This window comes from Pseudoalteromonas piscicida (assembly GCF_002208135.1).
In the GTDB taxonomy this organism is placed as follows: domain Bacteria; phylum Pseudomonadota; class Gammaproteobacteria; order Enterobacterales; family Alteromonadaceae; genus Pseudoalteromonas; species Pseudoalteromonas piscicida_A.
Map to the genome: position 1 here is coordinate 1,344,817 of NZ_CP021646.1, position 23,917 is coordinate 1,368,733.

Annotated in this window: 26 protein-coding genes and 1 pseudogene; 11 read left to right on the top strand and 16 right to left on the bottom strand. The window is 43.3% G+C overall.

The window, feature by feature from the left end:
• Positions 1-104: 104 nt before the first annotated feature.
• Positions 105-1,624, top strand: a pseudogene (locus B1L02_RS06410) (aldehyde dehydrogenase family protein).
• Positions 1,625-1,694: 70 nt separating this feature from the next.
• On the opposite strand, the gene B1L02_RS06415 reads toward B1L02_RS06410, so the two are convergent.
• A complete protein-coding gene (locus tag B1L02_RS06415) occupies positions 1,695-1,841 on the bottom strand; it encodes a hypothetical protein (RefSeq protein WP_223191903.1) in 147 nt (48 codons plus the stop codon).
• A 584-nt stretch (positions 1,842-2,425) separates the two neighbouring features.
• On the opposite strand from B1L02_RS06415, the gene B1L02_RS06425 reads away from it, so the two are divergent.
• The 3 genes from B1L02_RS06425 to B1L02_RS06435 all read left to right on the top strand — a co-directional run bounded on the left by B1L02_RS06425 (position 2,426) and on the right by B1L02_RS06435 (position 4,744).
• Positions 2,426-2,710, top strand: a complete 285-nt coding sequence (locus B1L02_RS06425; RefSeq protein WP_088530359.1) for a hypothetical protein — start codon at positions 2,426-2,428, stop codon at positions 2,708-2,710.
• A gap of 212 nt (positions 2,711-2,922) precedes the next feature.
• A complete protein-coding gene (locus B1L02_RS06430; protein ID WP_088530360.1) occupies positions 2,923-3,405 on the top strand; it encodes a YbaK/EbsC family protein in 483 nt (160 codons plus the stop codon).
• A 574-nt stretch (positions 3,406-3,979) separates the two neighbouring features.
• Positions 3,980-4,744 (top strand): class II glutamine amidotransferase, encoded by a 765-nt coding sequence (locus tag B1L02_RS06435; protein ID WP_088530361.1) that lies wholly within the window; start codon positions 3,980-3,982, stop codon positions 4,742-4,744.
• Between the two features lie 64 nt (positions 4,745-4,808).
• Here B1L02_RS06435 and B1L02_RS06440 read toward each other — a convergent pair whose 3' ends face one another.
• From B1L02_RS06440 to purM, 3 genes are read right to left on the bottom strand one after another with little or no spacing between them, the layout of a single operon-like run.
• Positions 4,809-5,504 carry a DUF3108 domain-containing protein gene (locus B1L02_RS06440; protein ID WP_088530362.1) on the bottom strand — a complete coding sequence of 232 codons (696 nt, stop codon included), beginning with the start codon at positions 5,502-5,504 and terminating at the stop codon, positions 4,809-4,811.
• A 13-nt stretch (positions 5,505-5,517) separates the two neighbouring features.
• Complete coding sequence (gene purN / locus B1L02_RS06445; protein WP_088530363.1) at positions 5,518-6,168, bottom strand: phosphoribosylglycinamide formyltransferase; 651 nt, start codon at positions 6,166-6,168, stop codon at positions 5,518-5,520.
• Positions 6,168-7,220: a phosphoribosylformylglycinamidine cyclo-ligase gene (purM, locus tag B1L02_RS06450; protein WP_088530364.1), complete on the bottom strand. Its 1,053-nt coding sequence runs from the start codon at positions 7,218-7,220 to the stop codon at positions 6,168-6,170. Before purM ends, purN begins: the two co-directional genes overlap by 1 nt.
• Positions 7,221-7,600: 380 nt before the next feature.
• On the opposite strand from purM, the gene B1L02_RS06455 reads away from it, so the two are divergent.
• Both B1L02_RS06455 and B1L02_RS06460 read left to right on the top strand, forming a co-directional pair.
• Positions 7,601-7,843, top strand: a complete 243-nt coding sequence (locus B1L02_RS06455) for a YdcH family protein (RefSeq protein WP_088530365.1) — start codon at positions 7,601-7,603, stop codon at positions 7,841-7,843.
• 252 nt (positions 7,844-8,095) lie between these two features.
• On the top strand, positions 8,096-9,598 hold the full coding sequence (locus tag B1L02_RS06460; RefSeq protein ID WP_223191902.1) for a putative bifunctional diguanylate cyclase/phosphodiesterase: 1,503 nt from the start codon (positions 8,096-8,098) through the stop codon (positions 9,596-9,598).
• A gap of 61 nt (positions 9,599-9,659) precedes the next feature.
• On the opposite strand, the gene B1L02_RS06465 is transcribed toward B1L02_RS06460, so the two are convergent.
• Positions 9,660-10,631 carry a LysR substrate-binding domain-containing protein gene (locus B1L02_RS06465; RefSeq protein ID WP_088530366.1) on the bottom strand — a complete coding sequence of 324 codons (972 nt, stop codon included), beginning with the start codon at positions 10,629-10,631 and terminating at the stop codon, positions 9,660-9,662.
• 155 nt (positions 10,632-10,786) lie between these two features.
• Between B1L02_RS06465 and B1L02_RS24320 the strand changes: the two genes are divergently transcribed.
• The 3 genes from B1L02_RS24320 to B1L02_RS06475 all read left to right on the top strand — a co-directional run bounded on the left by B1L02_RS24320 (position 10,787) and on the right by B1L02_RS06475 (position 12,676).
• Positions 10,787-11,341 (top strand): alcohol dehydrogenase catalytic domain-containing protein, encoded by a 555-nt coding sequence (locus B1L02_RS24320; protein WP_232003149.1) that lies wholly within the window; start codon positions 10,787-10,789, stop codon positions 11,339-11,341.
• Positions 11,341-11,766, top strand: coding sequence for a hypothetical protein (locus tag B1L02_RS24325; protein ID WP_232003150.1), 426 nt, complete (start codon positions 11,341-11,343; stop codon positions 11,764-11,766). The genes B1L02_RS24320 and B1L02_RS24325 overlap by 1 nt, the downstream gene beginning before the upstream one ends.
• Positions 11,767-12,088: 322 nt before the next feature.
• On the top strand, positions 12,089-12,676 hold the full coding sequence (locus tag B1L02_RS06475) for an MlaC/ttg2D family ABC transporter substrate-binding protein (protein WP_088530367.1): 588 nt from the start codon (positions 12,089-12,091) through the stop codon (positions 12,674-12,676).
• Positions 12,677-12,754: 78 nt separating this feature from the next.
• Here the strand turns inward: B1L02_RS06475 and B1L02_RS06480 are convergent, their stop codons facing one another.
• Complete coding sequence (locus tag B1L02_RS06480; protein WP_088530368.1) at positions 12,755-13,735, bottom strand: 2-hydroxyacid dehydrogenase; 981 nt, start codon at positions 13,733-13,735, stop codon at positions 12,755-12,757.
• The gene (locus tag B1L02_RS06485) at positions 13,701-14,216 is read right to left on the bottom strand and encodes a glutathione peroxidase (RefSeq protein ID WP_088530369.1); all 516 of its coding nucleotides are present in this window, start codon (positions 14,214-14,216) and stop codon (positions 13,701-13,703) included. Before B1L02_RS06485 ends, B1L02_RS06480 begins: the two co-directional genes overlap by 35 nt.
• A gap of 128 nt (positions 14,217-14,344) precedes the next feature.
• Here B1L02_RS06485 and B1L02_RS06490 point away from each other — a divergent pair, with 128 nt between their 5' ends.
• On the top strand, positions 14,345-15,247 hold the full coding sequence (locus tag B1L02_RS06490; RefSeq protein ID WP_088530370.1) for an NAD(P)-dependent oxidoreductase: 903 nt from the start codon (positions 14,345-14,347) through the stop codon (positions 15,245-15,247).
• 28 nt (positions 15,248-15,275) lie between these two features.
• Here the strand turns inward: B1L02_RS06490 and B1L02_RS06495 are convergent, their stop codons facing one another.
• The 7 genes from B1L02_RS06495 to B1L02_RS06525 form a co-directional block, all read right to left on the bottom strand.
• Positions 15,276-15,968: a M15 family metallopeptidase gene (locus B1L02_RS06495; RefSeq protein ID WP_088530371.1), complete on the bottom strand. Its 693-nt coding sequence runs from the start codon at positions 15,966-15,968 to the stop codon at positions 15,276-15,278.
• Positions 15,961-17,088: a succinyl-diaminopimelate desuccinylase gene (gene dapE, locus B1L02_RS06500; protein ID WP_088530372.1), complete on the bottom strand. Its 1,128-nt coding sequence runs from the start codon at positions 17,086-17,088 to the stop codon at positions 15,961-15,963. The genes B1L02_RS06495 and dapE overlap by 8 nt, the downstream gene beginning before the upstream one ends.
• Positions 17,088-17,435, bottom strand: coding sequence for an ArsC family reductase (locus tag B1L02_RS06505; RefSeq protein WP_088530373.1), 348 nt, complete (start codon positions 17,433-17,435; stop codon positions 17,088-17,090). The genes dapE and B1L02_RS06505 overlap by 1 nt, the downstream gene beginning before the upstream one ends.
• Complete coding sequence (locus B1L02_RS06510) at positions 17,432-17,944, bottom strand: PTS glucose transporter subunit IIA (RefSeq protein ID WP_088530374.1); 513 nt, start codon at positions 17,942-17,944, stop codon at positions 17,432-17,434. Before B1L02_RS06510 ends, B1L02_RS06505 begins: the two co-directional genes overlap by 4 nt.
• Complete coding sequence (locus tag B1L02_RS06515) at positions 17,941-18,321, bottom strand: ACT domain-containing protein (protein ID WP_088530375.1); 381 nt, start codon at positions 18,319-18,321, stop codon at positions 17,941-17,943. The genes B1L02_RS06510 and B1L02_RS06515 overlap by 4 nt, the downstream gene beginning before the upstream one ends.
• A gap of 156 nt (positions 18,322-18,477) precedes the next feature.
• Positions 18,478-20,625, bottom strand: a complete 2,148-nt coding sequence (pta, locus tag B1L02_RS06520; protein WP_174694573.1) for a phosphate acetyltransferase — start codon at positions 20,623-20,625, stop codon at positions 18,478-18,480.
• Positions 20,625-21,827 carry an acetate kinase gene (locus B1L02_RS06525; protein ID WP_088530377.1) on the bottom strand — a complete coding sequence of 401 codons (1,203 nt, stop codon included), beginning with the start codon at positions 21,825-21,827 and terminating at the stop codon, positions 20,625-20,627. The genes pta and B1L02_RS06525 overlap by 1 nt, the downstream gene beginning before the upstream one ends.
• A 152-nt stretch (positions 21,828-21,979) precedes the next feature.
• On the opposite strand from B1L02_RS06525, the gene yfbV reads away from it, so the two are divergent.
• Positions 21,980-22,426 carry a terminus macrodomain insulation protein YfbV gene (yfbV, locus tag B1L02_RS06530; RefSeq protein ID WP_039497434.1) on the top strand — a complete coding sequence of 149 codons (447 nt, stop codon included), beginning with the start codon at positions 21,980-21,982 and terminating at the stop codon, positions 22,424-22,426.
• Positions 22,427-22,493: 67 nt separating this feature from the next.
• Here the strand turns inward: yfbV and rlmA are convergent, their stop codons facing one another.
• The gene (rlmA, locus tag B1L02_RS06535; RefSeq protein ID WP_088530378.1) at positions 22,494-23,294 is read right to left on the bottom strand and encodes a 23S rRNA (guanine(745)-N(1))-methyltransferase; all 801 of its coding nucleotides are present in this window, start codon (positions 23,292-23,294) and stop codon (positions 22,494-22,496) included.
• Positions 23,291-23,914 (bottom strand): energy-coupling factor ABC transporter permease, encoded by a 624-nt coding sequence (locus B1L02_RS06540; protein WP_088530379.1) that lies wholly within the window; start codon positions 23,912-23,914, stop codon positions 23,291-23,293. Before B1L02_RS06540 ends, rlmA begins: the two co-directional genes overlap by 4 nt.
• Positions 23,915-23,917: the final 3 nt, after the last annotated feature.

A 23,917-nucleotide genomic window follows, 5' to 3' on the forward strand; every position in this document is an offset into this window, starting at 1 on the left:
TAAGTTAAGTTTTTAAAGGTGAATTTGGCTAATGTCAAATTTTAGTAAAAACAAAACTGGGACGAATGAAGCCCAAATAAATAACACAAGTTGCAGAGGTAAAAATGATATACGCAAATCCAAATACTGAAGGTGCAGTCGTCAGCTTTAAATCGCAATACCAAAACTTTATTGGCGGTGAATGGACACCACCCGTTGATGGCCAGTACTTCGATAATATTAGCCCTGTTAATGGCGAAGTGTTTTGTCAGATCCCGCGTTCAAATAATGCAGATATTGAACTGGCACTTGACGCCGCCCATGCAGCAAAGGTCGCGTGGGGTAAAACTTCGGTTACTGAGCGAAGCAATATCTTACTCAAAATCGCAGACCGAATAGAAGCAAACCTTGAATACCTAGCGGTAGCTGAAACATGGGATAATGGTAAAGCCGTACGTGAAACGCTAGCCGCTGATGTTCCGCTTGCTGCAGATCATTTCCGCTATTTTGCAGGTTGCATTCGTGCTCAAGAGGGGGCAATAGGTGAAATTGATGAGTCAACCGTGGCTTATCATTTTCATGAGCCTTTGGGCGTTGTAGGACAGATCATCCCGTGGAACTTTCCATTACTTATGGCCGCTTGGAAACTTGCACCCGCTCTCGCTGCTGGAAACTGCGTGGTGCTAAAACCCGCAGAGCAAACGCCAGCGTCTATTTTGTTGTTGATGGAACTTATCGCCGATTTATTACCAAATGGTGTAGTTAATGTCGTAAATGGCTTCGGGAAAGAGGCAGGCGAAGCGCTTGCAACGAGTACACGTATCGCAAAAATTGCATTTACAGGCTCGACTCCTGTGGGCTCTCACATTCTAAAATGTGCTGCTGAAAACATCATTCCCTCAACGGTGGAACTAGGGGGTAAGTCGCCCAATATCTACTTTAGCGATGTGATGCAAGCTGATGATGATTATCTTAGTAAGTGTATTGAAGGAGCGGTGCTGGCCTATTTTAACCAAGGCGAAGTATGTACTTGTCCATCGCGATTGCTCGTGCAAGAAGATATATACGATGATTTTATTGCCAAAGTCATTGAACGCACGAAGGCGATAAAGCGCGGCAATCCGCTTGATACGGACACCATGGTTGGTGCGCAGGCCTCACAAGCCCAATTTGATAAAATCCTTAGCTATATTGATATTGGTAAGAAAGAAGGGGCTGAAGTGTTAATCGGGGCGAAGTAGCTGAGCTTGGTGAGGGTTACCACAAAGGCTTTTATATTCAGCCAACGCTGTTAAAAGGACATAATCAAATGCGGGTATTCCAAGAAGAAATTTTTGGCCCGGTGATCTCTTTATGTACTTTTAAAGACGAAGCGGAGGCGTTGGAATTGGCGAATAGCTCTGAATTTGGTTTAGGTGCTGGGGTGTGGACTCGGGATATGAATCGCGCTTATCAATTTGGTCGCCAAATCGAAGCGGGTCGCGTGTGGACTAACTGTTATCATATGTATCCAGCACACGCGGCATTTGGTGGCTATAAAAAATCAGGTATTGGCAGAGAAACTCACAAAAAGGCGCTGGATCATTACCAACAAACCAAGAACCTCTTAGTGAGTTATAGCACGAGTCCTTTGGGGTTTTTCTAATCATTTAAGTTAATCTAGTAACGAGTACTGACCATTGTGGCAGTACTCAAACAATCAAACAGTCATCCGATTAAGAAACGACTTTTAATGGCGCCGCTTGTTTATTAGCAAATGCTATCCGATATTCGAGCTCTTTGCCGAGCTCGCTGACGGTGTTTATATCTCCATCTAGGCATTGAGCTACCAAGGTATAGATAATATCAGCGCCAAATCTCATACCTCCACTACGTATTTTGGTGGTCTGCGACAAACACAGTTTGCATGCTTGCGGCTTTAGCGCCAGCAAAACCCCAGCGGTGAGCACCGAGCTATATTCACCGCCATGGCATACCTAGCATTATCAGCGAATTACAAATTCACTTTTCGTATGTTTACCTTGGCAACGGCCATTCAAGTTAAAAGAGCCAAACGCTTGAATTGTACACTTTAATACAAAAACTCCTTTTTACGACTTCAAACTGAGACAATATGACTTCCGCCTCCTTGGCATGGTGTTGCAGTTAAATCTCACATTGCTATAAGAGATAACCTAAAACGGGGTGGGTTATTACCCATTATTGCTGGCTGTCTCGAAAGTGACGACATTCCCATTTGGTTTGTCAGACCTCTGCATTCGTTGCAAACACGTAAGGCTGAGGCATTCTATGAGTCCATGAGAGCATTATTCGAAAATAGGGGCTAATACTTTAGTCTGCTTGTACTTTTAAACTAATAACTCTAAACTCCGTTTTAAAATTAGAAACTAATCAGGTTGATGATCGTAAAGTCAAACTGGTAATACTGATAGCAAACGGAGCTGCTATGTTTAAATTCATTTCTTGGATTTTTTCAATCACCGCGTTTTCACTTACTGTATTTTTTATCGTGCAAGGTAGCTACATGCTGTGTTTAGTCATGTTACTTGCTGGATTAATTGCATTGCCTAAACATGAAAAAGAATTGCAACCACTCGGTATGAGATTGCATGCTAAACATTTTTCTCGCGAGTCTCGCTCAGTTAGCTCAAAAGAAGTAATTAACTTTTTATTAGCATGCTCACTGGCTATAGTCAGTCTTGCGTACCAATGGCATGTGGTAACAATATAGACCTTGCTCAATACCTTTGTTTTTTCTGCACCCATTATCCGAGTTTCCATTAATAGGATACTCGGATATTTTTCAATAATGACTCGTGATCGATTTGATCTCTAAAAATGGTCACCTCTTCATACAAATAGTATGAAACATGTTGAATGTTTGAATTTTGCTCAGTAGCTGTTAGATTGGTTTAAACTACTACAACATGGAAGATCAATAGAATGTCACAGCCGTTAAAATCCTCTTCAATACGCGTTCAAGAATTCCTAGCTAACCATGGGCATAACTTCACCGTTACAGAGCTTGCAGACTCTACTCGCACCGCGAAAGATGCTGCAAATGCGATTGGCTGCACTGAGTCTCAAATCGCCAAGTCTCTGATATTTAAAGATGGGAATACAGAAAGAGCGGTCTTGATAATTGCTTCTGGTAGTAATCAAGTGTCTGTGGACAAAGTTGAAGCAGCACTTAATGTAAAGCTCGAAAAAGCGAATGCAAACTTTGTGCGGGAAAAAACCGGATTTGCCATTGGTGGTGTGCCTCCCGTGGCGCACAGTAGCTCCGTTTTGACGATAATTGATAACGATTTAAAGCAATACGATCGGATTTGGGCTGCTGCAGGCACGCCCAACTCGGTTTTTGAGTTAAAAGCGCATGATCTGGATACTCTGACAGGTGGCACTTGGTTAGATATTGCGAAGTAACCCAGAGCCCGTATCTACTTTTTGTCTAAGTGATTCACCTATTTAACCTGAGGTTTGGATAAGGAATGAGCTAACTCATTGCTTTTTAATAACCTTAAACTATCTTCTTATCTAGCCAGAGAGTTTTGGGGATAACTCCGCTCTCGCGTCCTGCTACTGCCCTGGTACCTACATCCTGGTAGGTAAGGCGAATTTACGCACCAATAGCGGACTATTGGAAGTGAATTCAACGCAGTTAGCGCTAAAACTGGCTGCTAGAAAGGCGTTAATTATCCGAAGCTCAGGTTATTTATTAATTTGGGTGTGGTAATTAAGGTAAGCACCGATTAAAGCGCTTTCTAGATAAGAAGAGTCCGGTTCCGATAGTAATTCGAAATAGTCGCATCTATTATACCTCTCAATGTAGCTGAATTTAAAAAAGTAAAGACACAGAGATACATGTTAAACTTATCCCCAATAATTCAGTAGTATGGCGATCTAAGAAAGTCGAGCTACTAGTCAAAGTGTGACCTTTTGATGTCTTTGATTTGTATTTTTAATCATAACTTTATGATATTTAGGGTTTAATTGATTTATGTGTGAGCTTTTGGGCATGTCGGCGAATGTACCGACGGATATTTGTTTTAGCTTTTCTGGTTTATTAGAGCGCGGTGGTAATACGGGTCCTCATAAAGATGGATGGGGGATCACCTTTTACGAGGGGAAAGGATGCAGAACATTTAAAGATCCCGAACCTAGCTGCCAATCTGAAATTGCTAAACTGGTCAAAGCGTATCCTATTAAAAGCGTGTCCGTAATAAGCCATATTCGACAGGGAAATAGGGGACGAACTTGTCTTGAAAATACGCATCCATTTACTCGAGAATTATGGGGGAGAGAGATCACCTATGCTCACAATGGTCAGCTTTCGGACTATAAAGACTTAAAAACCGACTTCTATCGACCTGTTGGGAATACAGACAGTGAACTTGCCTTTTGTTGGATTTTGGACAAAGTAAGAGAGAAATATCCAAGTCGTCCGTCAAACATGGTCTCGGTTTTCAGGTATATTGCAAAGCTAGCGCATACATTGAGAGACAAAGGGGTGTTCAACATGTTGATCACTGATGGCATTTATGTGTTGGCGTATTGTACCAATAACCTGCATTGGATAACCCGTAGAGCCCCATTTGGTAAGGCTACGTTAATCGATGCGGATATGGTGGTGGATTTCCAAAAAGAAACCACGCCAGATGATGTTGTAACAGTGATAGCGACTCGACCGCTTACTAACGATGAGCAGTGGCAAAAGCTTGAGCCCGGTGAGTCTGCTTTATTCAAATTAGGTGAGAAGGTGTAGTACTGAGTTTTTGTAAGCAAAGGCGGCTTAGTTGAGCCGCCTTAGTCAACCAGCGATGTTGTTATCAACTCTCTGATTTGGGTTGGTAGGTTTTAAGCTCTATCTGAAATTGCTCCATACCATCTTTGCCTTTGTACATTTTCACCAGCATATGATCATAATTTGGCGCAAACCATGCAATGGCTTGACGATCACTATCGTCATAAACGCGCTTAACTTTGATGGTTTTGACGTTACCAAAAGGTAGGGTGATCATTTCCTCGCCGACTACCTCAAAATCATAGCTGCGCTGGTCCCCTTTTTTGTCTATGATAGGGTAGCTAAACTTAGTCTTTCCCGTTTTTAAGTCTTCTCGCAACTGTACTTGATAACTGATTAGATCTTGCTGATTCTCAAGCCATTTCACTTTCAGTGGATACTTTTCTTCGCTGGAGGTAATCGCTTGGTTTTGGTGATCAAACTTAATTTTGTAGCTTTTATCTGGTCCAGTTCCTTCGCGGGTCATACTGTAATGTAGCGGGCTTACGGTATGCTCGGTGACTTTAAACAGTGATTCTTCGGTTCTAACGTCCGAAAAAATCATCCATTCAATATCGCTTTTGTAACGTACTGCATAGGTTGCGTCCGCTATTTTTGTGAGGTCGCGCGTGGCACTACCATGAACCTCACCTTTGCGTGAAACTTGGTATTCGGCGTGATATTCGGTAAGTGAGTTTGCAAATGTTGAGGTGGAAAGTAGAGCGCTAATACCAATTAGCACAGCGCTCCATTTTTTATTTTTCTGGGTACGGCGCACCTTGAACTGGTAAGGTTTTGTTATCAAAAACAGCATAGTCTGCTTCCATTGTTAGTCTTTGTTCGCTGAACCATTTGACCACCAAAGGATAAAGAATGTGTTCTTGCTTATGCACACGCTGCGCCAGTGACTCTGCCGTATCATCTGGAAGAATAGCGACCTTGGCCTGACAGACCACTGGACCACCATCTAACTCCTCTGTGACAAAGTGAACGCTAGCACCATGTTCAGCATCGTTTGCATCGATCGCTCTTTGGTGGGTGTTCAGCCCTTGATACTTAGGCAACAAAGAAGGATGAATGTTCAACATTTTTCCTCTAAATTTTTGCACTAAGTTTGGAGTTAGAATACGCATAAATCCAGCTAATACAACCAAATCTGGTGTAAAGCTATCAATTAGTTGACCAAGCGCAACGTCATACTCTTCACGAGAAGCGTATTGTTTGTGATCTAAAACAGATGTTGCTATACCAGCCTCTTGCGCTCTGGTTAGGCCATACGCATCCGCCTTATTACTAATAACGGCCGCAATTTCACCTTGAATATAGCCAGATTTGCAAGCATCAATGATTGCTTGCAAATTTGAACCACTACCAGAAATCAGAACAACAAGGCGAGTGGGTGCCATTACTCGGCACCACCTAAGATCTCAACTTGCTCTTCACCTGCTTGGGCGTCTTGAATTTCACCAATGTGCCAAGCGTTCTCACCTTGTGCTTTCAAGATTTCAAGGCTTTGCTCAAGCTTGTCAGCAGGAACGACTAAGATCATGCCAACACCACAGTTGAATGTGCGGTACATTTCGTGAGTTGCAATGTTACCGTTTTCTTGTAACCAGTTGAAGATTGCAGGCCACTGCCAGCTATCACCCTTGATCACCGCTTTTGCTGACTCAGGAAGCACGCGAGGGATGTTTTCCCAGAAACCACCACCTGTGATGTGAGAAAGAGCGTGAACATCGACTTCTTTTAATAGCGCTAAGATTTGTTTTACGTAGATACGTGTTGGCTCTAGCAGGTGCTCACCGAGTGTTTTGCCTTCGAACTCTGCGTTAGTGTCTGCGCCAGATACTTCTAGTACTTTACGGATTAGAGAGTAACCGTTTGAGTGCGGACCGCTTGAGCCTAGTGCAATGAGCTGATCGCCTGACGCAACTTTAGTTCCATCAATGATTTTAGACTTTTCTACCACACCGGTACAAAAGCCAGCCATATCGTAATCATCACCTTCGTACATGCCAGGCATTTCCGCCGTTTCACCACCGATAAGTGCACAACCAGAAAGTTCACAGCCTTTACCAATACCAGATACTACGTCCGCTGCAACGTCAACGTCTAGCTTGCCTGTGGCATAGTAGTCCAAGAAAAAGAGGGGTTCAGCACCTTGGACAATAAGATCGTTAACACACATAGCAACTAGGTCAATACCTACTGTGTCGTGCTTTTTCAAATCGATAGCTAAGCGTAGCTTAGTACCAACACCGTCAGTGCCAGCAACCAAAACAGGCTCTTTATATCCGGTTGGGAGTTCGCATAGTGCACCAAAACCACCAATGCCACCCATTACTTCAGGGCGACGAGTTTTTTTCACTACGCCTTTAATTCTTTCGACCAATGCGTTGCCCGCATCGATGTCAACGCCAGCGTCTTTATAACTAAGAGACTGTTTTTGTTCGCTCACAGGTTTTCCTCAAAAGTTGCTAGATAGATTTGCTTAGAAACGCCGACATTTTACAACAATTGCATCTAGGCGGCTAGCGACTTTGCGAGAAACCCTAAGAATGTGGTCAAAGGTCCTCGATTTTGTATCCCGAACAGTATAAAGAAACGACAAAAACTTTGTTGTCTATAACTGGAAGTGATTTGCGTTGGATCAATACTCACGGGAGGTAGCAGCGTACTATGGAAACAGACCCAATCAGACAGTAACTTCAAAAAACGTATTCGAAATCACTGTCACTATCGGCGCATTGATTAGGTCTACTCTCAAACGCAAACGTTAAATTGGGGTTGGGTTTTTATCTTAACCTCGTGTATATGGCTATTTATGGGAATAAAACGATGAACATTGAACGTCACAGCTTAGCTAAAGAACTCCCAGAATTTAAAGACAGAATTCATGATTTAAAACTGTCTGATGGACATTTCTCAAAGTTATTTAAAGATTATCATGAAGTGGACAATGAAGTTATTCGAATTGAAGATGGTGTAGAGCATTCGAGTGATGAGTACCTTGAGTCACTAAAGAAAAAAAGGCTGTGGTTAAAAGATCAGCTTTACCGAATTCTAAAAAGTGCAGATTAACTTTTAGTCAAGGTCAACCGACCTAGTGAGCGGGCTGCCTAGTCCGCTACTATTATTCCCTGCCAATTGTTGAATAATTTTGCCTGTCCCGAGCAAGGGCGGATTTATAATCTATACTTTAAGCATTGTACTCCATGCACGATGACTCCTTTGATTGCACTTATATTAGTATTAGCTGGCAGCTTTATCATGGGATTAGCTTTTTCTCCGGCCTTTAAAATATGTCGATTAACTGCTTCGGTCGGGTGGCGAGTGTTGTTAATTCTTATGGCACTGTTTGAGCTCGGATATTTGAGTTTTGCTTACTTCCTATACGATCACAATAGCGCCAGTCTCATTGAGCAAGGTTTAAGTTTAATCTTATTTCTTGGCTCCATTTTTGTCTTTGTGGTGAATTGTTTAAGTCTAACAAGCCTGCAAGAATTGAATGAAATTGCAACGCAGGCCAAATATAACGCAGACCATGATTTTTTAACGGATTTAGAGAATCGCCAGCGCTGTATTGATGCCATTAATGAACGTAAGCATCAGCAGCTCGACTTTAGTGTTATCTTGGTTGATTTAAATAACTTTAAGCAGATCAACGATGCAAAAGGGCACTTCTTTGGTGATAAATTGCTGGTGGAACTTGCACACAAAATGCGTGCAGCACTGCTTCCTCGTAGCAAGTTATATCGCATGGGCGGCGATGAATTTATTATCCTAATGGACGTTACAGACGTAAATTGTATTTACTCTCAAAACAATGCACTGCTGAGCGAATTAAAGTCAGGTATAGAAATTGAAGAGTTGCAGCTGGACGTGACGTATAGTGCAGGAGCAAGCTTATGGACTCAATCGCGCCAACTCGATGTGTTTGATCTTTTGAAGCAAGCCGACATCGCCATGTATTCGGCCAAACATAGCAGGCAAAGCATCGTCATCTTTGATGAAGAGCTCCATGAGGGAATCGAAGCCGAATTTCAGCTGTTGGCTAACCTCAAAGTAGCGCTCGCTCGTGGTGAATTGACACTCTACTATCAACCGATAGTGTGTTCTCAAAGCGGTGATATTCACGGAGTCGAAGCGCTACTGAGATGGCCCCAGCCCGATGGCACAATGATCATGCCAGATCAGTTTATTGAGTTAGCGGAGCGCAATAATTTGATCAAGCAACTGAGTGCATTTGTGATTAATCGTGTATTCCAAGACCTCGCAATATTGATTGAAATTGATGACAAGTTGGTTGTGCATATCAATCTTTCCTGCCAAGACTTCGCAGAGCAGAATCTAATTAACACCCTTGCCATGCTACTGGATACTCATCGGGTAGAGCCAACTCATATAGTATTTGAACTTACTGAAAGCACCGTGATGGAAGAAGTGGAAAAGGCGAGAAGCCTAATTGAAACATTAATTGATATGGGGTTTGCGGTCAGTATTGATGATTTTGGGACAGGTTTTTCTTCATTTTCTATCTTAAAAGAGTTACCAATTTCACAGATCAAAATAGATGGGTCATTTGTACGGCTAAGTCATGAAAGTGAAAAAGATCAAGCCATAGTAGAAACGAGTATGTTTTTGGCGCGTAAATTGAACTGCAGTATTGTTGCGGAGGGTGTTGAAAGCGATGCCTGCTTGCAGTATTTGTATAGCTTGGACTGTCCTTATATTCAAGGCTTTCAGATCTGTGAACCACTCTCGCTAAGTGAATGCGTAAAATGGATTAATTCCCAGAATATGGTGAAAGGTGCGATGAAAAGGTTAGACGGTTGAGGTCAATAGCTTTCTTCGGCAAAAAACTTGCTGCCCATACATACGAATAAACTGCTGTCGACTAGAAGGTTAACATGGGTTTTGGTGGGACGAAGCCATACATTTGCTCAAATCCAGGGATCTCTGTTTCCCATATTGGTGTCTCTTCACCGATATATGCCCTGAATGCATCTAAAAAGAGCCGTGTTCTGACCGGTAAATCACGATGAGGGTAGAGCGCATACATCGCAGCAAAATCAACTAGTTTAGTATTAGTTAAAATGGGTTGTAATTTGCCTTCAGTAATTTCTTTGCCGACTAGAAAGGCGGGTGCAACAATATAACAGGTACCAGACAGTACACTTTCCATCAATGTATCTCCATCATTGGTTCTAAAGATACTCCTTACAGGCATTTGTTGTTCGATGCCTTGCTCGTCTTGATAGGTGATACTGGTAAACCTTAATGCATCACTGGCGTAGGTTGCAGCAGGTAATTCGCTGAGCGCCTCAAGCGAACTTGGTGTGCCATGCGTTTTTAGGAACGTTGGGCTTGCTAATATCAATAATCGATTGCGTGCAATTCTGCGAGCGATAAGCGATGAATCTTTAGGCTCGCCGACACGAAAAGCTAAATCAAAGCCTTCACCCACTAAGTCCACGAGTCTGTCTTCAAGCCTAAGCTCAACCTCTACATGAGGAAAACGTTTCTGAAAGTCATTAATAACAGGTTGCACATAGCGTCGGCCCACCACGGTAGAGCTGGCAATTTTAAGCAAACCTTTAGGTTCGGTGTGATAATTCTGTGCGATGCGTTGAGTATCGTTTAGCAGCAGCCTTAGCTCTTCCGCTTTTTTTACCATCTCTGAACCTGCAGAGGTGAGCGAGAAAGAACGAGTTGTACGATTCATTAATCTCACACCGAGTTCTTCTTCTAGCTTAGTCATCTGCTTAGAAATGACAGAACGATCAATGTTTCTCAGTTGCGCCGCACTGGCAAAGGAGCCACGTTCCACAACGTCTAAAAAGATTAATAATCTGCTGCTAATATCCATAATGCGAGAAAGTTCACTGAGACTGATGCCATTGTGACACTAAACAATTGGAATTGCGAGGGGCATATTTACACTAATAAAGTTGTGGCAACATGCTAACAATGGTTTAATGAATTTAGTCTCACTACTTTATTTTTAACATAACGCAAAGGCATATGATGAAAGCAGTCCGATTCAATCACATAAATGGACTTACCTTCGAGCAGGGAGAAATTAATTTACCTGAGGCAACGGATGATCAGGTTTTGATCAAAGTTGAACACGTTGGTTTAAGCTTTATCGATACGAAAGTGGCCAATTGTCCCTGTGAAGAAACACCGAATAGAGTGTTTGGTGTGGATGCTGTGGGGGTTGTTGAAAAAGCGTGCAAAACGGGATTCCCTGAGCCTGGTACACGGGTTTTTTGGCATGGTGACATTCGAGAGCAAGGCACGATGAGCGAATTTGCTTTGGTGCCAAGTCATGCACTCACTGTATTGCCAAAAAATGTAGATGGTAAGTTGGCTTCAGCAGTGATCGCGCCTGCTATGTGTGCTTTGATTGCGTTATTTAAGCTGCAATTAAATGTTGGTGATACGGTTTTAATCGAATCTGCTCATCATCCGGTAGGGCAAATGGCAATACAATTTGCGAAACAATTGGGTCTGGGGTGGTGGCATCTTCCGAGTTCAAACATAAAAAGCTGCTTGAAAAGCTGGGTGCGGATCTAGTGTATACCCAACCTGATTTTGTAGGCTTAGCCGATGCAATGCAGCTTCATTTTGGTGCCGCAGAGGTGCAAGGCGCGCTAGATTTAACAGGGACACATACCCAACAACTAATTGCACATTTGATATTTTGTGGTCGAGTAAGCTGCTTAGCCGGGTTGCCTGCTATTGAGCAACACGTCTTAATGAAGAAAGCGCCAAATATAGGGATCGTTTCTTTGTGTGGCAGTTGGCTTTCAAATAGTGTTTGTGCGCAGCAGAGAATGGCATTCATTGGAAATGCACTGGCTGAAAAGCTTGAAAAAAATGAAATTACGTTGCAGCAACTTGAATCTATCTCACCACGGCATGATGCGTTAATTGAAACGTTGAAAAAGCTAGAAAGCAACGATAACATCACGTTTTTTGCGGCAGATATGAAACTTTAGTGTTCCTTTGCAACAGTAATTTATCTCCTTTACGCAACAATACTGAGCTTGGCTGTATTCGCTAGGCTCAGCGTCCAAATAAATTGATACAATTTCTGACATTTTTCATCGTTCGAACACCGTATACTTCCCTCCAGCCCTTGTAATGACAGCAATACACCTCTTCATCACGACTTCATAAAGAGTCGTTGTCATCGCAAGGAAAAGTCATGCATTGCGTTAATTGATGTCGAAGGAGCATCAATTTAGTGCGAATTGATATGTTTATTTGCACTCGTCAAATTGGATAGACTAGTGCCATCAGTTTAATAAGGATTAAACAATGAAAAAGTTACTTGTTATTTTCAGTTTTCTCGTCTTCTCAGGCTTCGCTTTTGCGAATGACACACCTTATGAATTAATTAACCAAGTTGGCGATAAGCTATTTACTGACATAAAAACGGTTAATCAAGATGGCAAGGCAACTGAAACTCAGATGAAGGGTATAGTACGTAGTCGTTTGATGCCACACATTGACGTAAAGTTTGTATCTTTTAAATTGCTTGGTAAACATATCAAAGGGTTAAAAAGAGACGAAGCCATTGAGTTTATCGGTGCAGTTGATAACTATCTTGTAGCTACTTATGCCAACGCGCTTTTGCAGTACAAAGGTCAAGACGTGTTGTTTGAAGAATTACCGATTTCTGATGGTGCTGATTTTGCGACGGTCAAGGTAGTAATAAGAGAGCAATCAAAACCGGATATAGATATGCATTTTAAGTTTCGTCAAAGCAAAGATGGAGACTGGAAAGTGTATGACATGGTTGCTGAAGGTATTTCTCTATTGAGTGCTAAGCAAAAAGAAATCACGATGAGAATTTCAGAAGTAGGTTTGGCTCAGGTTACGGCTGAATTGAAGAGTAAAGCATAAATCAAATTACTTCCCCCCGACTTTGAAGTAACCAAAAGAGCACATCATGATTGAGTGCTCTTTTTTTTGGTTCTGAAGTCAGACGATTTGGTTTATCAACGGCTGTTCCAGTCTTGCTGCGTCGAGGTTTTCACAGGTTATTGTTGCAATTTGTTTTAGTGCTTCTTTGGTAAAAAACCCTTGATGTCCAGTAACCAGTACATTGGGGAAGCTGACCAAACGCGAGAAAACATCGTCTTGAATTATTTCTTCACTGTGGTTTTTAAAAAATAGCTCTGACTCTTGCTCATACACGTCTAAGCCGAGGTAACCGAGGCGTTTAGACTTGAGCGCGGCGATACAGGCTTTGCTATCTAACAGCGCGCCTCTACTGGTGTTAATAAGCATCACACCCGCTTTCATTTTGGCAAACGCAGCATCATCAATAATATGATGAGTATATTCATTAAGCGGACAGTGCAAGCTAATAATATCCGATTGTGCTAGTAAGATATCTAGAGAGACCAAAGTATAGGGGCCTTCTCCAATGTTTGGGTCATAAACCAGCACATTGGCACCAAAGCCGTTTAAGATACTGACTAAGGCTTGGCCAATTTTGCCACAGCCGATGATACCAACCGTTTTATTATAAATATTAAAACCGAGTAAGCCGTTGAGATCAAAATTATCTTCTCGAACTCGATTGTAGGCCTTATGTGTCTTGCGGCTGAGCGTTAGCATCAACGCGATACAGTGTTCTGCAACCGCTTCTGGGCTGTAGGCTGGAACACGGACAACCTTTATGTCACGCTGTTTTGCCTGTTGAATATCAACGTTATTGAAACCTGCGCAGCGTAGGGCGATGGTTTTAACGCCATAGTCAGCCAGTTTATCAATCACTTGTGCATTTACAGTATCGTTTACAAATACACAAACCGCGTCATAGTGCTGACACAGCGAAACCGTTTTTTCATTGAGTGACTCACTAATAAAGCTTATATCAAGTTCTGAGTAGGTATTTACGGCTTGCTCAAAAAACGGCACTTCATAGTTTTGCGAACTGAATAGGGCGATTCTCATGATTAATGTGGCTCTCTATCACTGACTTTAGCGTTTCTGGTTTAGTTCTTGGGGCATATCGAGATATTAACATGCCTTCAGAGTTTATTAGAAACTTTGTAAAATTCCATTTAATTGCGCGGTTTTGCGCGATACCACGGGTATGAGATTTTAAGTAGCTAAATAATGGGTGTGCATCAGGTCCGTTGACTTGTGTCTTAGTACAGATCTTAAAGCTCAAATTAAAATGCGTATTGTAAAACTCTTTAAGCATTTCATCTTCAAGTGGTTCATTGCGACCGAACTGGTTACAAGGAAAAGCTAATACTTCAAACCCAAAAGGTTTATATTTGCTGTACAGCTTTTCAAGTGCAGACAGTTGCGGAGCAAAGCTACATTTACTCGCAATGTTAACGATCAATAGCGGTCTTCCCGCCAGAGACTGCAATGGCAAAACTTGGCCATCAATAAGTTGTGCACTAAAACGATAAATATTCTCCATCCTTTCAGGCTCCGTGTGATTTATTCATGTTATTCGGTATCAAAGCGGTTTTTTCATTTGCTATGACAGAGGTGGTCGGGTATAAAAACTCCATTCTTATTAAGATAACAACGAAATAGGACAGAAATATGTCAGTGAAAGTCGCATTTATAGGATTAGGTGTCATGGGTTACCCGATGGCTGGGCATTTGCAAAAGGCAGGTTACCAAGTCACGGTATACAATCGAACCACCAGCAAAGCCGAAAAATGGGCAGCTGAGTATGCTGGCAACTTTGCAGTTACACCTAAAGATGCAGCGACTGACTGTGATTTTGTGTTTATGTGTGTTGGCAATGATGATGATTTACGCTCAGTCGTATATGGCGAAAGTGGTGTATTAGCGGGAGTAAAGCCGGGAGCGGTGATAGTTGACCATACTACAACGTCTGCAAAAGTTGCCCGTGAAATAGCGCAAGAAGCCAAGAAATTACAAGTTGAATTTCTTGATGCCCCTGTATCTGGAGGTCAGGCCGGTGCAGAGAATGGCGTGTTGACGGTGATGGTAGGTGGAGACGAAAGTACTTTTATTAAAGTACAACCAATCATGGCCGCGTTTGCTCGTTTTAGCCAATTAATTGGAGAGGTTGGTGCTGGGCAGTTGTGTAAAATGGTCAATCAGATTTGTATCGCGGGCGTGGTGCAAGGGCTCGCAGAAGGTTTGCACTTTGCTAAGAAAGCAGGTCTTGATGGTGAAAAGGTGATTGAAACTATCGCCAAAGGTGCTGCTGGCTCTTGGCAGATGGAGAATCGTTATAAAACTATGTTAGCGGGTGAATATAACTTTGGTTTTGCTGTCGATTGGATGAGAAAAGATTTAGGCATTGCGCTAGACGAGTCGAGAAGTAACGGTGCAAATTTGGCGCTTACAGCTTTAGTGGACCAATATTATGCGGATGTTCAAGCGCTGGGCGGCAACCGTTTTGATACCTCAAGCCTACTGGCAAGGCTTGATGCTATCCACGACAAAAAAAATAACGCTTTTAGTTTCTAACCTAAGCAACCTAAGGTCGGATTAGTCGTTATGGCTGCGCTACATTAATAATAAATTGCTGATGTAGCGCGCTTAGGTTCGCCAGTATTGCGCCTTTACCTTTGATATCGCTGCGTTTAAGCACGGCATCAAGCGCATCAACGGATTGCAGCGTGGCAAGCTTTGATGCCGTTAGCTGGTGGCTAATATGCCACGGTTCCTCAGCAACTCCCCCACGATAACAGTCATAAGGCCGGTAGAAACCAAAAGTTGCTAAATGCGCATCAAGCCACAGCGAAAATTCGTGCTGATGCCCATTTTGCTGGTATTCCCATGGTTCTAGTTGAAGTGATTGTCCTTTCGGTACGAGGTTTTTGGCGAATACATCCAAATCAGTACCCAAGTGGTGGCGACTAGCACCTGGTAGGGCGGAGAACAACATAATTGCTTTTACTTTGTCGATGTCTGAGAGACTGCTCAGTTCTATCTCTTGGTTAGTGATATCAAAAACAGGGCGGCGCATCGCAAACTTGCTATTCCAAATCGTTTTTTGCCTTTCAAATCCTCGATATGCGGACGCCATGTAAAACTCAAAACCTGCTTTTTTTGCAGCTTGTGAGAGGGCATCAAGATCAGAAACTATGGCGCTATGCACATGGCGACCATGGTAAAAAGCCAGATGTGATTCGTTGACACCACAAGCGCTACATTCAGCGCTTGTAAGATTATAGTTACTAGGCAAGTAACTTCTCCAAGATCTTTTCATAGACTAAGGCTAATTGATCTAGGTCTTTGCAACTCACGCATTCATCGACTTGATGTATAGTGGCATTGATTGGGCCAAGCTCAATCACCTTACATCCAGTTTGGGCAATAAATCGGCCATCCGACGTGCCACCCGATGTTTCGGGTATGGTTTGCCTACCCGTCACTTCTTTGATGGCTGCAATCGTCACATCGAGCAATGGACCTGGCTCAGTTAAAAACGGTAAACCATTTAGTATCCAATTAAGTTCATAATCGAGCTGATGCTTGTCTAGAATAGCAATTACACGCTGTTTGAGCTCATCGGCTGTCACTTCAGTGCTAAAGCGAAAGTTAAACTGTACTTGTAGGGAGCCTGGTATCACATTGCCAGCCCCTGTTCCGCCATTGATATTAGAAACTTGGAAGCTGGTTGCCGGGAAAAACGCATTACCTCTATCCCACTCGGTTTGACTGAGTTCAGCAATCGCAGCTGCAGATGAGTGGATGGGGTTTTTAGCAAGGTGAGGGTAAGCAACGTGACCTTGTTTACCAATCACTTTTAGGTGTCCGGTAAGTGAACCGCGACGACCATTTTTTACTACGTCGCCGAGCTCATGACGCGATGAAGGCTCACCGACCAAGCACATATCAATTTTTTCGTCGCGGGCTTCTAATAAATCCACCACTCGAGTTGTGCCGTTCACGAAAGGGCCTTCCTCATCAGAGGTTATCAAAAAAGACAATGACCCTTTGTGGTTTGGGTGCTTTTCGATAAACCTCTCCGTTGCAACGAGCATTGCAGCAAGCGAACCTTTCATGTCTGCAGCACCTCGGCCATGTAACATGTCATTTTCAATCACTGCGGCAAATGGCGGGTGTTGCCATTGACTCTCGTCACCAACAGGTACCACATCTGTATGTCCAGCAAAGCAAAAGTGCGGTCCGCTGTCGCCTTTTCGTGCCCAAGTATTGAGAGTGTCAACAAAGAAGTGCTCTTCGATGGTAAAGCCAAGCTTTGCCAAGCGTTCATTCATTAATTGTTGGCAGCCTGCATCATCCGGTGTAACAGATGCCCTTTGGATCAGGGCCTGTGCGAGCTTAACTACTTCGCTCATTAGGCAAAAATCTCGTCGTATTGTGCAGCTTTAAAACCTAAGTGATATTGACCTTGATGCTGTAAAATAGGGCGTTTTATCATGGCTGGCGCCGCCAAGAGATGTTGTTTCGCCGACTGCGCATCAAGACTCAGCTTTTGTTCTTCACTAAGCGCTCGGTAAGTAGTTCCGCGTTTGTTTAGCACGTTTTCCCAACCAAGTTGATCAATAAAGGAGGTGAGTAATGCTTCGTCTAATCCATCTTTGCGGTAGTCGTGAAAGGTGAATTCGATATTGTTGTCTTGAAGATATTTTTTGGCTTTTTTAATGGTATCGCAGTTGCTGATCCCATACATGATGATTGTCATAAAGCACACGCCCTTGCAATTGTGATTATCGGCTCTTTGGCCGCAGATACTTGTTTTAAAGGATAATAACATGCACCAAGCTTTTGTGCATTGAGTAGCACAATGGCGGCCATGGTTTTTGCTTCGCTGAGAGGAATATCATAAAAGCATAGCGGCTCTCCAAGCTTTACTATGGTTTTGCCAAAGCAGTTTGCTTTAAGGTATTCAGGTTTGGCAAATTCATGACCGACTTCTAAGCTCAGTAACATTTTTAAGCCGTTATTGGCGTGTAGAATGTATTCACAGTTATCTTTTCTGATCTGAATGAGTTTTCCGTTACAAGGAGATAGCAACAAAGGCACGTGCATTTGCACGCAAACACCCATCCCTAACATACCTGACGCAATCGCTGCGTTTGGATGCGTACTTAGCGGTAATACTTTACCAGAAAAAGGACTTGGAATATGCGCAATAGGATTCGCGATTTGGGATATTGGCCGATATTGGACTTGTGGTGATAGTTCAATCAAAGTAATAAATACCCATCTTTTTTAAGCGCTTGCATCGCCTGCTGGATTTGGCTTTCTTTTACCAGAATGTAATCGGTATCATATGTTGATAAGGTAAAAATAGAGACGTTTGATTTTGCTAGCACACCAGAAATATTGGCCATAATCCCCGTTAGCGAAAACCCCAGCGGGCCAACAACTTCTAATGCTCTCCAATGGCTTTCAGCTGCGAGGCTACTGACTGCGATATCTGATGCGCAGACGATAGATAATTCATCCTCAGTTTTGGCAATAAAAAAGATGTCACTGTCTAACACCGCTTGCGGAACGGCGTCATCGCAATCAAGGCTGTGTATCGTAAATTCTTGTTTGAGTAGTTGCAGCGTTTGCTTTGACATTACCAACCCTTTTTCGCAAAAATACCAATTGGTTGTTTTATAGTATAGTGAAGTCAATTTAAAGACCAGAGGGTTTACCCGTATTCTAAGCAAAAGAAAGGATTATGTGTTGTACAAAAAGGAAAGGGCTCATGTGCTGAGCCCTTAGTATGAAGACTACTCTTCGATTTGTGTTGCTTGAATAGCAGTCAACGCAATGGTGTAGACAATGTCATCAACCAAAGCACCGCGGCTTAGGTCGTTAACTGGTTTACGCATACCTTGCAACATAGGTCCTATGCTGACAAGTTCAGCGCTTCGCTGTACCGCTTTGTATGTGGTGTTACCTGTATTTAGATCTGGAAAGACAAATACAGTTGCTTTACCTGCGACCTTGCTGTTGGGCGCTTTTTTACGTGCGACGTTTTCCATTATGGCGGCGTCGTATTGCAGCGGGCCGTCAATATCGAGATCAGGACGTTTCTTTTGCGCAATCTCAGTGGCTTGACGCACTTTTTCAACATCCGCACCTTGTCCAGATGTTCCTGTGCTGTAGCTGATCATGGCTACGCGAGGCTCAATGCCGAATGCTGCAGCGGAATCTGCAGATTGAATAGCGATATCTGCTAACTGCTCTGCCGTTGGATCTGGGTTAATTGCACAGTCGCCATATACTAACACTTGGTCCGGTAGCAACATGAAAAATACCGAGCTCACTAACGACGCGCCAGGCGCCGTTTTGATTAGTTGCAGTGGTGGACGAATAGTATTGGCGGTGGTATTTACCGCACCAGATACCAAGCCATCCACTTGGCCTTCGGCTAACATCATGGTGCCTAGAACGACGTTATCTTGCAGTTGCTCTGCCGCAACAACCTCAGTCAGGCCTTTGTTTTTACGTAGCTCAACCATAGGCGCAATGTACTTTTGCAGCTCTTCTTCCGGAGATAAGATAGTCACGTTCTCATTAAGCTCAACACCTTGCTGCTGGGCGATACGTTCAATCTCTTCTCTGTCTCCAAGTAGCACGGTTTTAGCGATGTTTCGCGCACCACAAATAGCCGCCGCCTTAATTGTCCTAGGCTCATTACCTTCTGGCAGCACAATGGTTTTGCTAGCGCGTCTAGCTAAATCAGTCAGTAGATAACGAAACGCAGGGGGTGAAAGTTTACGGGTTTTTGCGACCCCTTTGGCCAAACTTTCTAGCCACTCGCCATCGATGTGGCGGGCGTTATGCTGTTTTACGCGCTCGATGCGCTGCTCATCATCGCTTGGCACTTCCATATTGAAATTGTGTAAAAGCAAAGAGGTGCGCCAAGTATCAGCCTCAGTCGCGAGGATGGGCAAACCTGTATCCATGGCTTGCTCACATAAGGTCATGATCTTCTCTTCTGGTTTGAATCCACCAGTTAACAATATGGCGCCAATTTTAGTGCCATTCATGGCTGATAAACACGCTGCGACGAGGATATCCGAGCGATCGCCAGGAGTAACCAACAGGGCGCCTGGCGTAAAGTGGTTAAGAATATTCGATACCGTTCTGGCACAGAAAGTAACACGGCGAAGACGACGGTGCTCCATATCACCGGCATTGATGATTTCGGCTTTTAAATAATTGCTTAAGTCGATAACGCGCGGCGCCACTAAATCAAAGTCCCATGGGATCGCACCTAAAAGCTGAAATGGGTGCTTTCTGAAAATAGGCAGGGATGCCAAACGATTCATTTCGTTTTCAAGCTCTTCTGGTTTGTATTGATCAACCAGATCGGCACGCGCTCTGCCATCTTCATCCAGCGGCGCATTCACTTTATTGAAAATGCAGCCCAACACGCGAGGGTGGTTTACACCGCCATAATTGCCAGCAGCAATTTCTAAGCGGTCTTCAAGTTCGTCGATAGAGTCATTACCCGGAGTTAAGACAAACACGATATCTGCACCCAATGTTTGCGCAATCTCGCGGTTGACACGGCCAGCGTATGGTTGACGACGTGTAGGAACCATCCCTTCAATGATGGCAACTTCATCGTCTTGTACTGTGCCCTCAAAGCGCTCCACTATTTCTTCTAACAGGTCATCACCTTTACCATCACCTATCATTTGCTCAGCGTAGCTCAGCTCAAAAGGCGTGGGTGGGGCAATAGTAGAGCCTTGCTGAACGATAAGCGTCGACTTTTCGGGGCCGATTTCATCTTTACGAGGCTGCGCAATGGGCTTAAAGAAGTTTACTTTTACTGCTTTTTGTTCCAGTGCTCGGACTATTCCCACAGATACCGACGTCAAACCAACGCCAGTTGAAATGGGAATGAGCATAATACGACGACCCATCATGACACTCCTTTGGCAAGCGTTGCAGCATCGTTGGCAATCACCCATTCTTCATTGGTTGGGATGACCATAGCGACAGGAGAGTGAGACTCATCAGTGATCACACCTTGGTTACCAAAGCGCGCACTGAGGTTACTCTCTTTATTGATGTGCATACCAAGGAAGCTAAGTTGATTGACTACTTTTTCACGGATAACGTCAGAGTTTTCGCCAATTCCGCCAGTAAATACAAGTGCATCTAAACCGCTTAGCGGTACCAAGAAGCTAGCAATTTGTTTGGCTAAACGATAACAGAAAATATCAAGCGCCAACGTTGCTTGAGGGTGGTTTTCCTGCGCGGCTTCTTCGATTGTACGGCAATCGTTAGAAAGCTCACTAATACCTAAAAGGCCACTTTGTTTATTCAACAAGGTATCAATTTGCTGTGTTGAATAGTTAAGGTGGTTAACTAAAAACGAGAATAAGCCCGGATCAATATCACCGCTTCGGGTACCCATCACTAGCCCCTCTAATGGTGTCAAGCCCATGCTGGTGTCCACTGATTTCCCATCTTTAATTGCAGTAACGGAACAGCCATTGCCTAGGTGTGCGGTGATAATACGGGATGGCTTATCTTTTAAGCCTAAAATCTCTATGGCTTGCGCCGATACATAAGCATGGCTGGTGCCGTGGAAACCGTAACGTCTAACACCATGTTCACGATAGAGTGAATAAGGTAGGGCATAAAGATACGCTGTTTGATCCATACTTTGATGGAAAGCCGTATCAAAGACAGCAATTTGCGGTAAATGCGCAAATGCGGCTTGGGCTGCGCGGATCCCAAGTAGGTTAGCTGGATTATGTAAAGGCGCCAAACTAGCCGTTTCTTGGATAGCAGCTATAACGGAGTCATCGATAATGACAGATTGTGTAAAGCGCTCACCACCGTGTACAACGCGATGGCCGACAGCGACGAGATTCGCATCTAGCGCGAGATCTTTGATGAGTTTTACAAGCGTTGTGATCGCAACTTGGTGCGCATCACCACTATTGAGGGGCACGATTTCCTTGTTGCCTTGGAACTTATATTTAATTTGTGGGGATTGTTCAGCTAGGCGTTCAGCCAGACCTGATAATATCTCCTCTCCTGTTGCGTTATCGATGATTGCAAACTTAAGACTGGAGCTTCCACAATTAAGAACCAAAACATGCTGAGATGACATAATGACTTTCCGTTTTGACAATAACAGTTATTGCGTATTAAGCTTAAACCTATAGCGCATATAAGCTACGCATTTAGACTAAGGTATAGTTGACAGTAAAGACGTCGATTTTACCTCATTTTTTATATAAAAGTTAGCACCTAGGAGTTATGATGCAAAAAAGTCTTATTTCGCAAGTGCAACTTGGACGTCAATACTCGAAAGAGTGGCCTATGCGCAAGGAATTAGCACCACTGTTCCCCGAATTTAGGGTGATAAAGGCGACAGAACTTGCTTTGAATACGATGCCTATGCTGGCGGTGTTTACCTTGTTTTTGCAGACCAGCCAATTGGGTTTCCAATATCTACCGCAAGCCATCGCGATTGCACTGTTTTTTTTATCGCTGCCTGTCCAAGGGTTATTGTGGCTTGGTAAAAGAGCTGAAACGCCGTTAAATCCGGCTTTGTATTCTTGGTATACAGAACTGCATCAAAAGATGGTTGCTAATGGCTACGATTCGCCCCTGTCTTCAAGAAAGCCTAGATACAGAGATTTGGCGCGATTGCTTAAAGATATGTTCGATAAAATGGACAAAGCGTTTACGCAAGAAAATCTGTAGTTTGTGTTCGCCTGCCTACCAAGCAAGTAGGCAGCGTTGCATTCGTAACTAGTAATCTGACTTCAGGCTACTTACGCTGATATTCGTTTATCAAAAACGAGAGCGTGATTTCGATATGATCCATCTTTTGTAATCTGTCCATATGCTGTTGCTTAAATTTCCATGCAAATGGTGTCATCATAATCAAGTGTTCAACGCACTCAAACTCCATTCTGTGTGTTTGTTGTAATTTAGTCCGTGCACCCAATTCAAACCCTTGTGGTGTCTCAGGTGCCTTGTGTAGCTTTACATTGTCATAAATTAGGGACTTGAGTTCGAATAGATGATGTTCGCCAGGTGAGACTACAAACAAGCTGCCGGATGGCTTGCACAAGCGGGCGAGCTCCTCGGCGAAAACCGGTGCGAAAATACTCACAATCACATCTGCAAATTCGTTGTCAAAAGGGGCGTCTTTGATGGAGGCTACGCTAAATTCGACTTGAGGATAGCGTTTAGCGGCATAGCGGATTGCAGGTTTCGCGATATCGACCCCGTAGACTTTGGCATTCTCGCAGTGGTTTGCGATTTCACGAGTATAAAAGCCCTCACCACATCCTAAGTCCAGCAGCGAGGAAGGCGCTTTTTCAGCGACGATTTGTGCAAGCCTGTCACGTAGAAAATGATAATGATCGGTTTCGAAAAATGCCCGACGCGCCGAAACCATTTCTTGGTTGTCGCCAGGTTGTTTCGATTTTTTATTTTGCACGGGTAGTAAGTTGACATAGCCTTCTTTGGCGATATCAAATTGATGATTATTATTACAACTGTAGCTTGCTCCACCCTGATATAAAGGCAGTTTACATAGTGGACAGCGGTAGTGGGAGATCATTTGTCTAAGTATTCCCTATCAAAAAAAGTTTTTACCCAATGTGGGCGATATGTAATGAGTAAGGTGATAGCCATGCCATTTAACATGGCTTCAGGGAACCACATTATCACTGCAAAATGGAGATAATTATCCGCCAACTGATACCAAGTATAGGCATCGATTGCATAATAATAGAATGCGCTTAGGAGTATCTTTAAACAGCCCACCGTACCTGCGAAAATAAACGCACAAACAAAAATATAAACGAAAAAGTGCCGCGGTAGATGGTGATAGCAAAGGGCAAAAAGTCCATAGCTTAAGTAAACAGGAATCAGTGCGGTGAACAGCCAAAAATTACCAAACTCCACCAAGGTAAAAGCACTAAAGTAACTATGGACGAGACAAGCTAAAGTCGCACTTAACGCACCTAGCCGCCAACCCAAAATTAACGTTACTGCTGTTATTCCAAGAATATGGATATTCAATTCAGGTAAAATACCTGCTTTTATCTGCCATAGTAGCGTGAGGACAACCGCACAACTTAATACGCCGGTTTGTCTGGCGGGCACTTGCAGTAATTGCTGATATTCTTTGCGATTAAAACTGAGTAAAAATAACCCAAGGGCAGCGATAAACGTCACGTT

Excerpts from the sequence above, each read along its gene's own strand:
- B1L02_RS06485 (WP_088530369.1), bottom strand. The coding sequence starts at position 14,216 with ATGGAGAATATTTATCGTTTTAGTGCACAACTTATTGATGGCCAAGTT.
- B1L02_RS06505 (WP_088530373.1), bottom strand. The coding sequence starts at position 17,435 with ATGACAATCATCATGTATGGGATCAGCAACTGCGATACCATTAAAAAA.
- B1L02_RS24320 (WP_232003149.1), top strand. The coding sequence starts at position 10,787 with ATGATGAAAGCAGTCCGATTCAATCACATAAATGGACTTACCTTCGAG.
- purN (WP_088530363.1), bottom strand. The coding sequence starts at position 6,168 with ATGGCACCCACTCGCCTTGTTGTTCTGATTTCTGGTAGTGGTTCAAAT.
- B1L02_RS06435 (WP_088530361.1), top strand. The coding sequence starts at position 3,980 with ATGTGTGAGCTTTTGGGCATGTCGGCGAATGTACCGACGGATATTTGT.
- dapE (WP_088530372.1), bottom strand. The coding sequence starts at position 17,088 with ATGAGCGAAGTAGTTAAGCTCGCACAGGCCCTGATCCAAAGGGCATCT.
- yfbV (WP_039497434.1), top strand. The coding sequence starts at position 21,980 with ATGCAAAAAAGTCTTATTTCGCAAGTGCAACTTGGACGTCAATACTCG.
- B1L02_RS06455 (WP_088530365.1), top strand. The coding sequence starts at position 7,601 with ATGAACATTGAACGTCACAGCTTAGCTAAAGAACTCCCAGAATTTAAA.
- pta (WP_174694573.1), bottom strand. The coding sequence starts at position 20,625 with ATGGGTCGTCGTATTATGCTCATTCCCATTTCAACTGGCGTTGGTTTG.
- B1L02_RS06525 (WP_088530377.1), bottom strand. The coding sequence starts at position 21,827 with ATGTCATCTCAGCATGTTTTGGTTCTTAATTGTGGAAGCTCCAGTCTT.
- B1L02_RS06430 (WP_088530360.1), top strand. The coding sequence starts at position 2,923 with ATGTCACAGCCGTTAAAATCCTCTTCAATACGCGTTCAAGAATTCCTA.
- B1L02_RS06515 (WP_088530375.1), bottom strand. The coding sequence starts at position 18,321 with ATGTCAAAGCAAACGCTGCAACTACTCAAACAAGAATTTACGATACAC.
- rlmA (WP_088530378.1), bottom strand. The coding sequence starts at position 23,294 with ATGATCTCCCACTACCGCTGTCCACTATGTAAACTGCCTTTATATCAG.
- B1L02_RS06425 (WP_088530359.1), top strand. The coding sequence starts at position 2,426 with ATGTTTAAATTCATTTCTTGGATTTTTTCAATCACCGCGTTTTCACTT.
- B1L02_RS06480 (WP_088530368.1), bottom strand. The coding sequence starts at position 13,735 with ATGAGAATCGCCCTATTCAGTTCGCAAAACTATGAAGTGCCGTTTTTT.
- B1L02_RS06465 (WP_088530366.1), bottom strand. The coding sequence starts at position 10,631 with ATGGATATTAGCAGCAGATTATTAATCTTTTTAGACGTTGTGGAACGT.
- B1L02_RS06475 (WP_088530367.1), top strand. The coding sequence starts at position 12,089 with ATGAAAAAGTTACTTGTTATTTTCAGTTTTCTCGTCTTCTCAGGCTTC.
- B1L02_RS06490 (WP_088530370.1), top strand. The coding sequence starts at position 14,345 with ATGTCAGTGAAAGTCGCATTTATAGGATTAGGTGTCATGGGTTACCCG.
- B1L02_RS06415 (WP_223191903.1), bottom strand. The coding sequence starts at position 1,841 with ATGAGATTTGGCGCTGATATTATCTATACCTTGGTAGCTCAATGCCTA.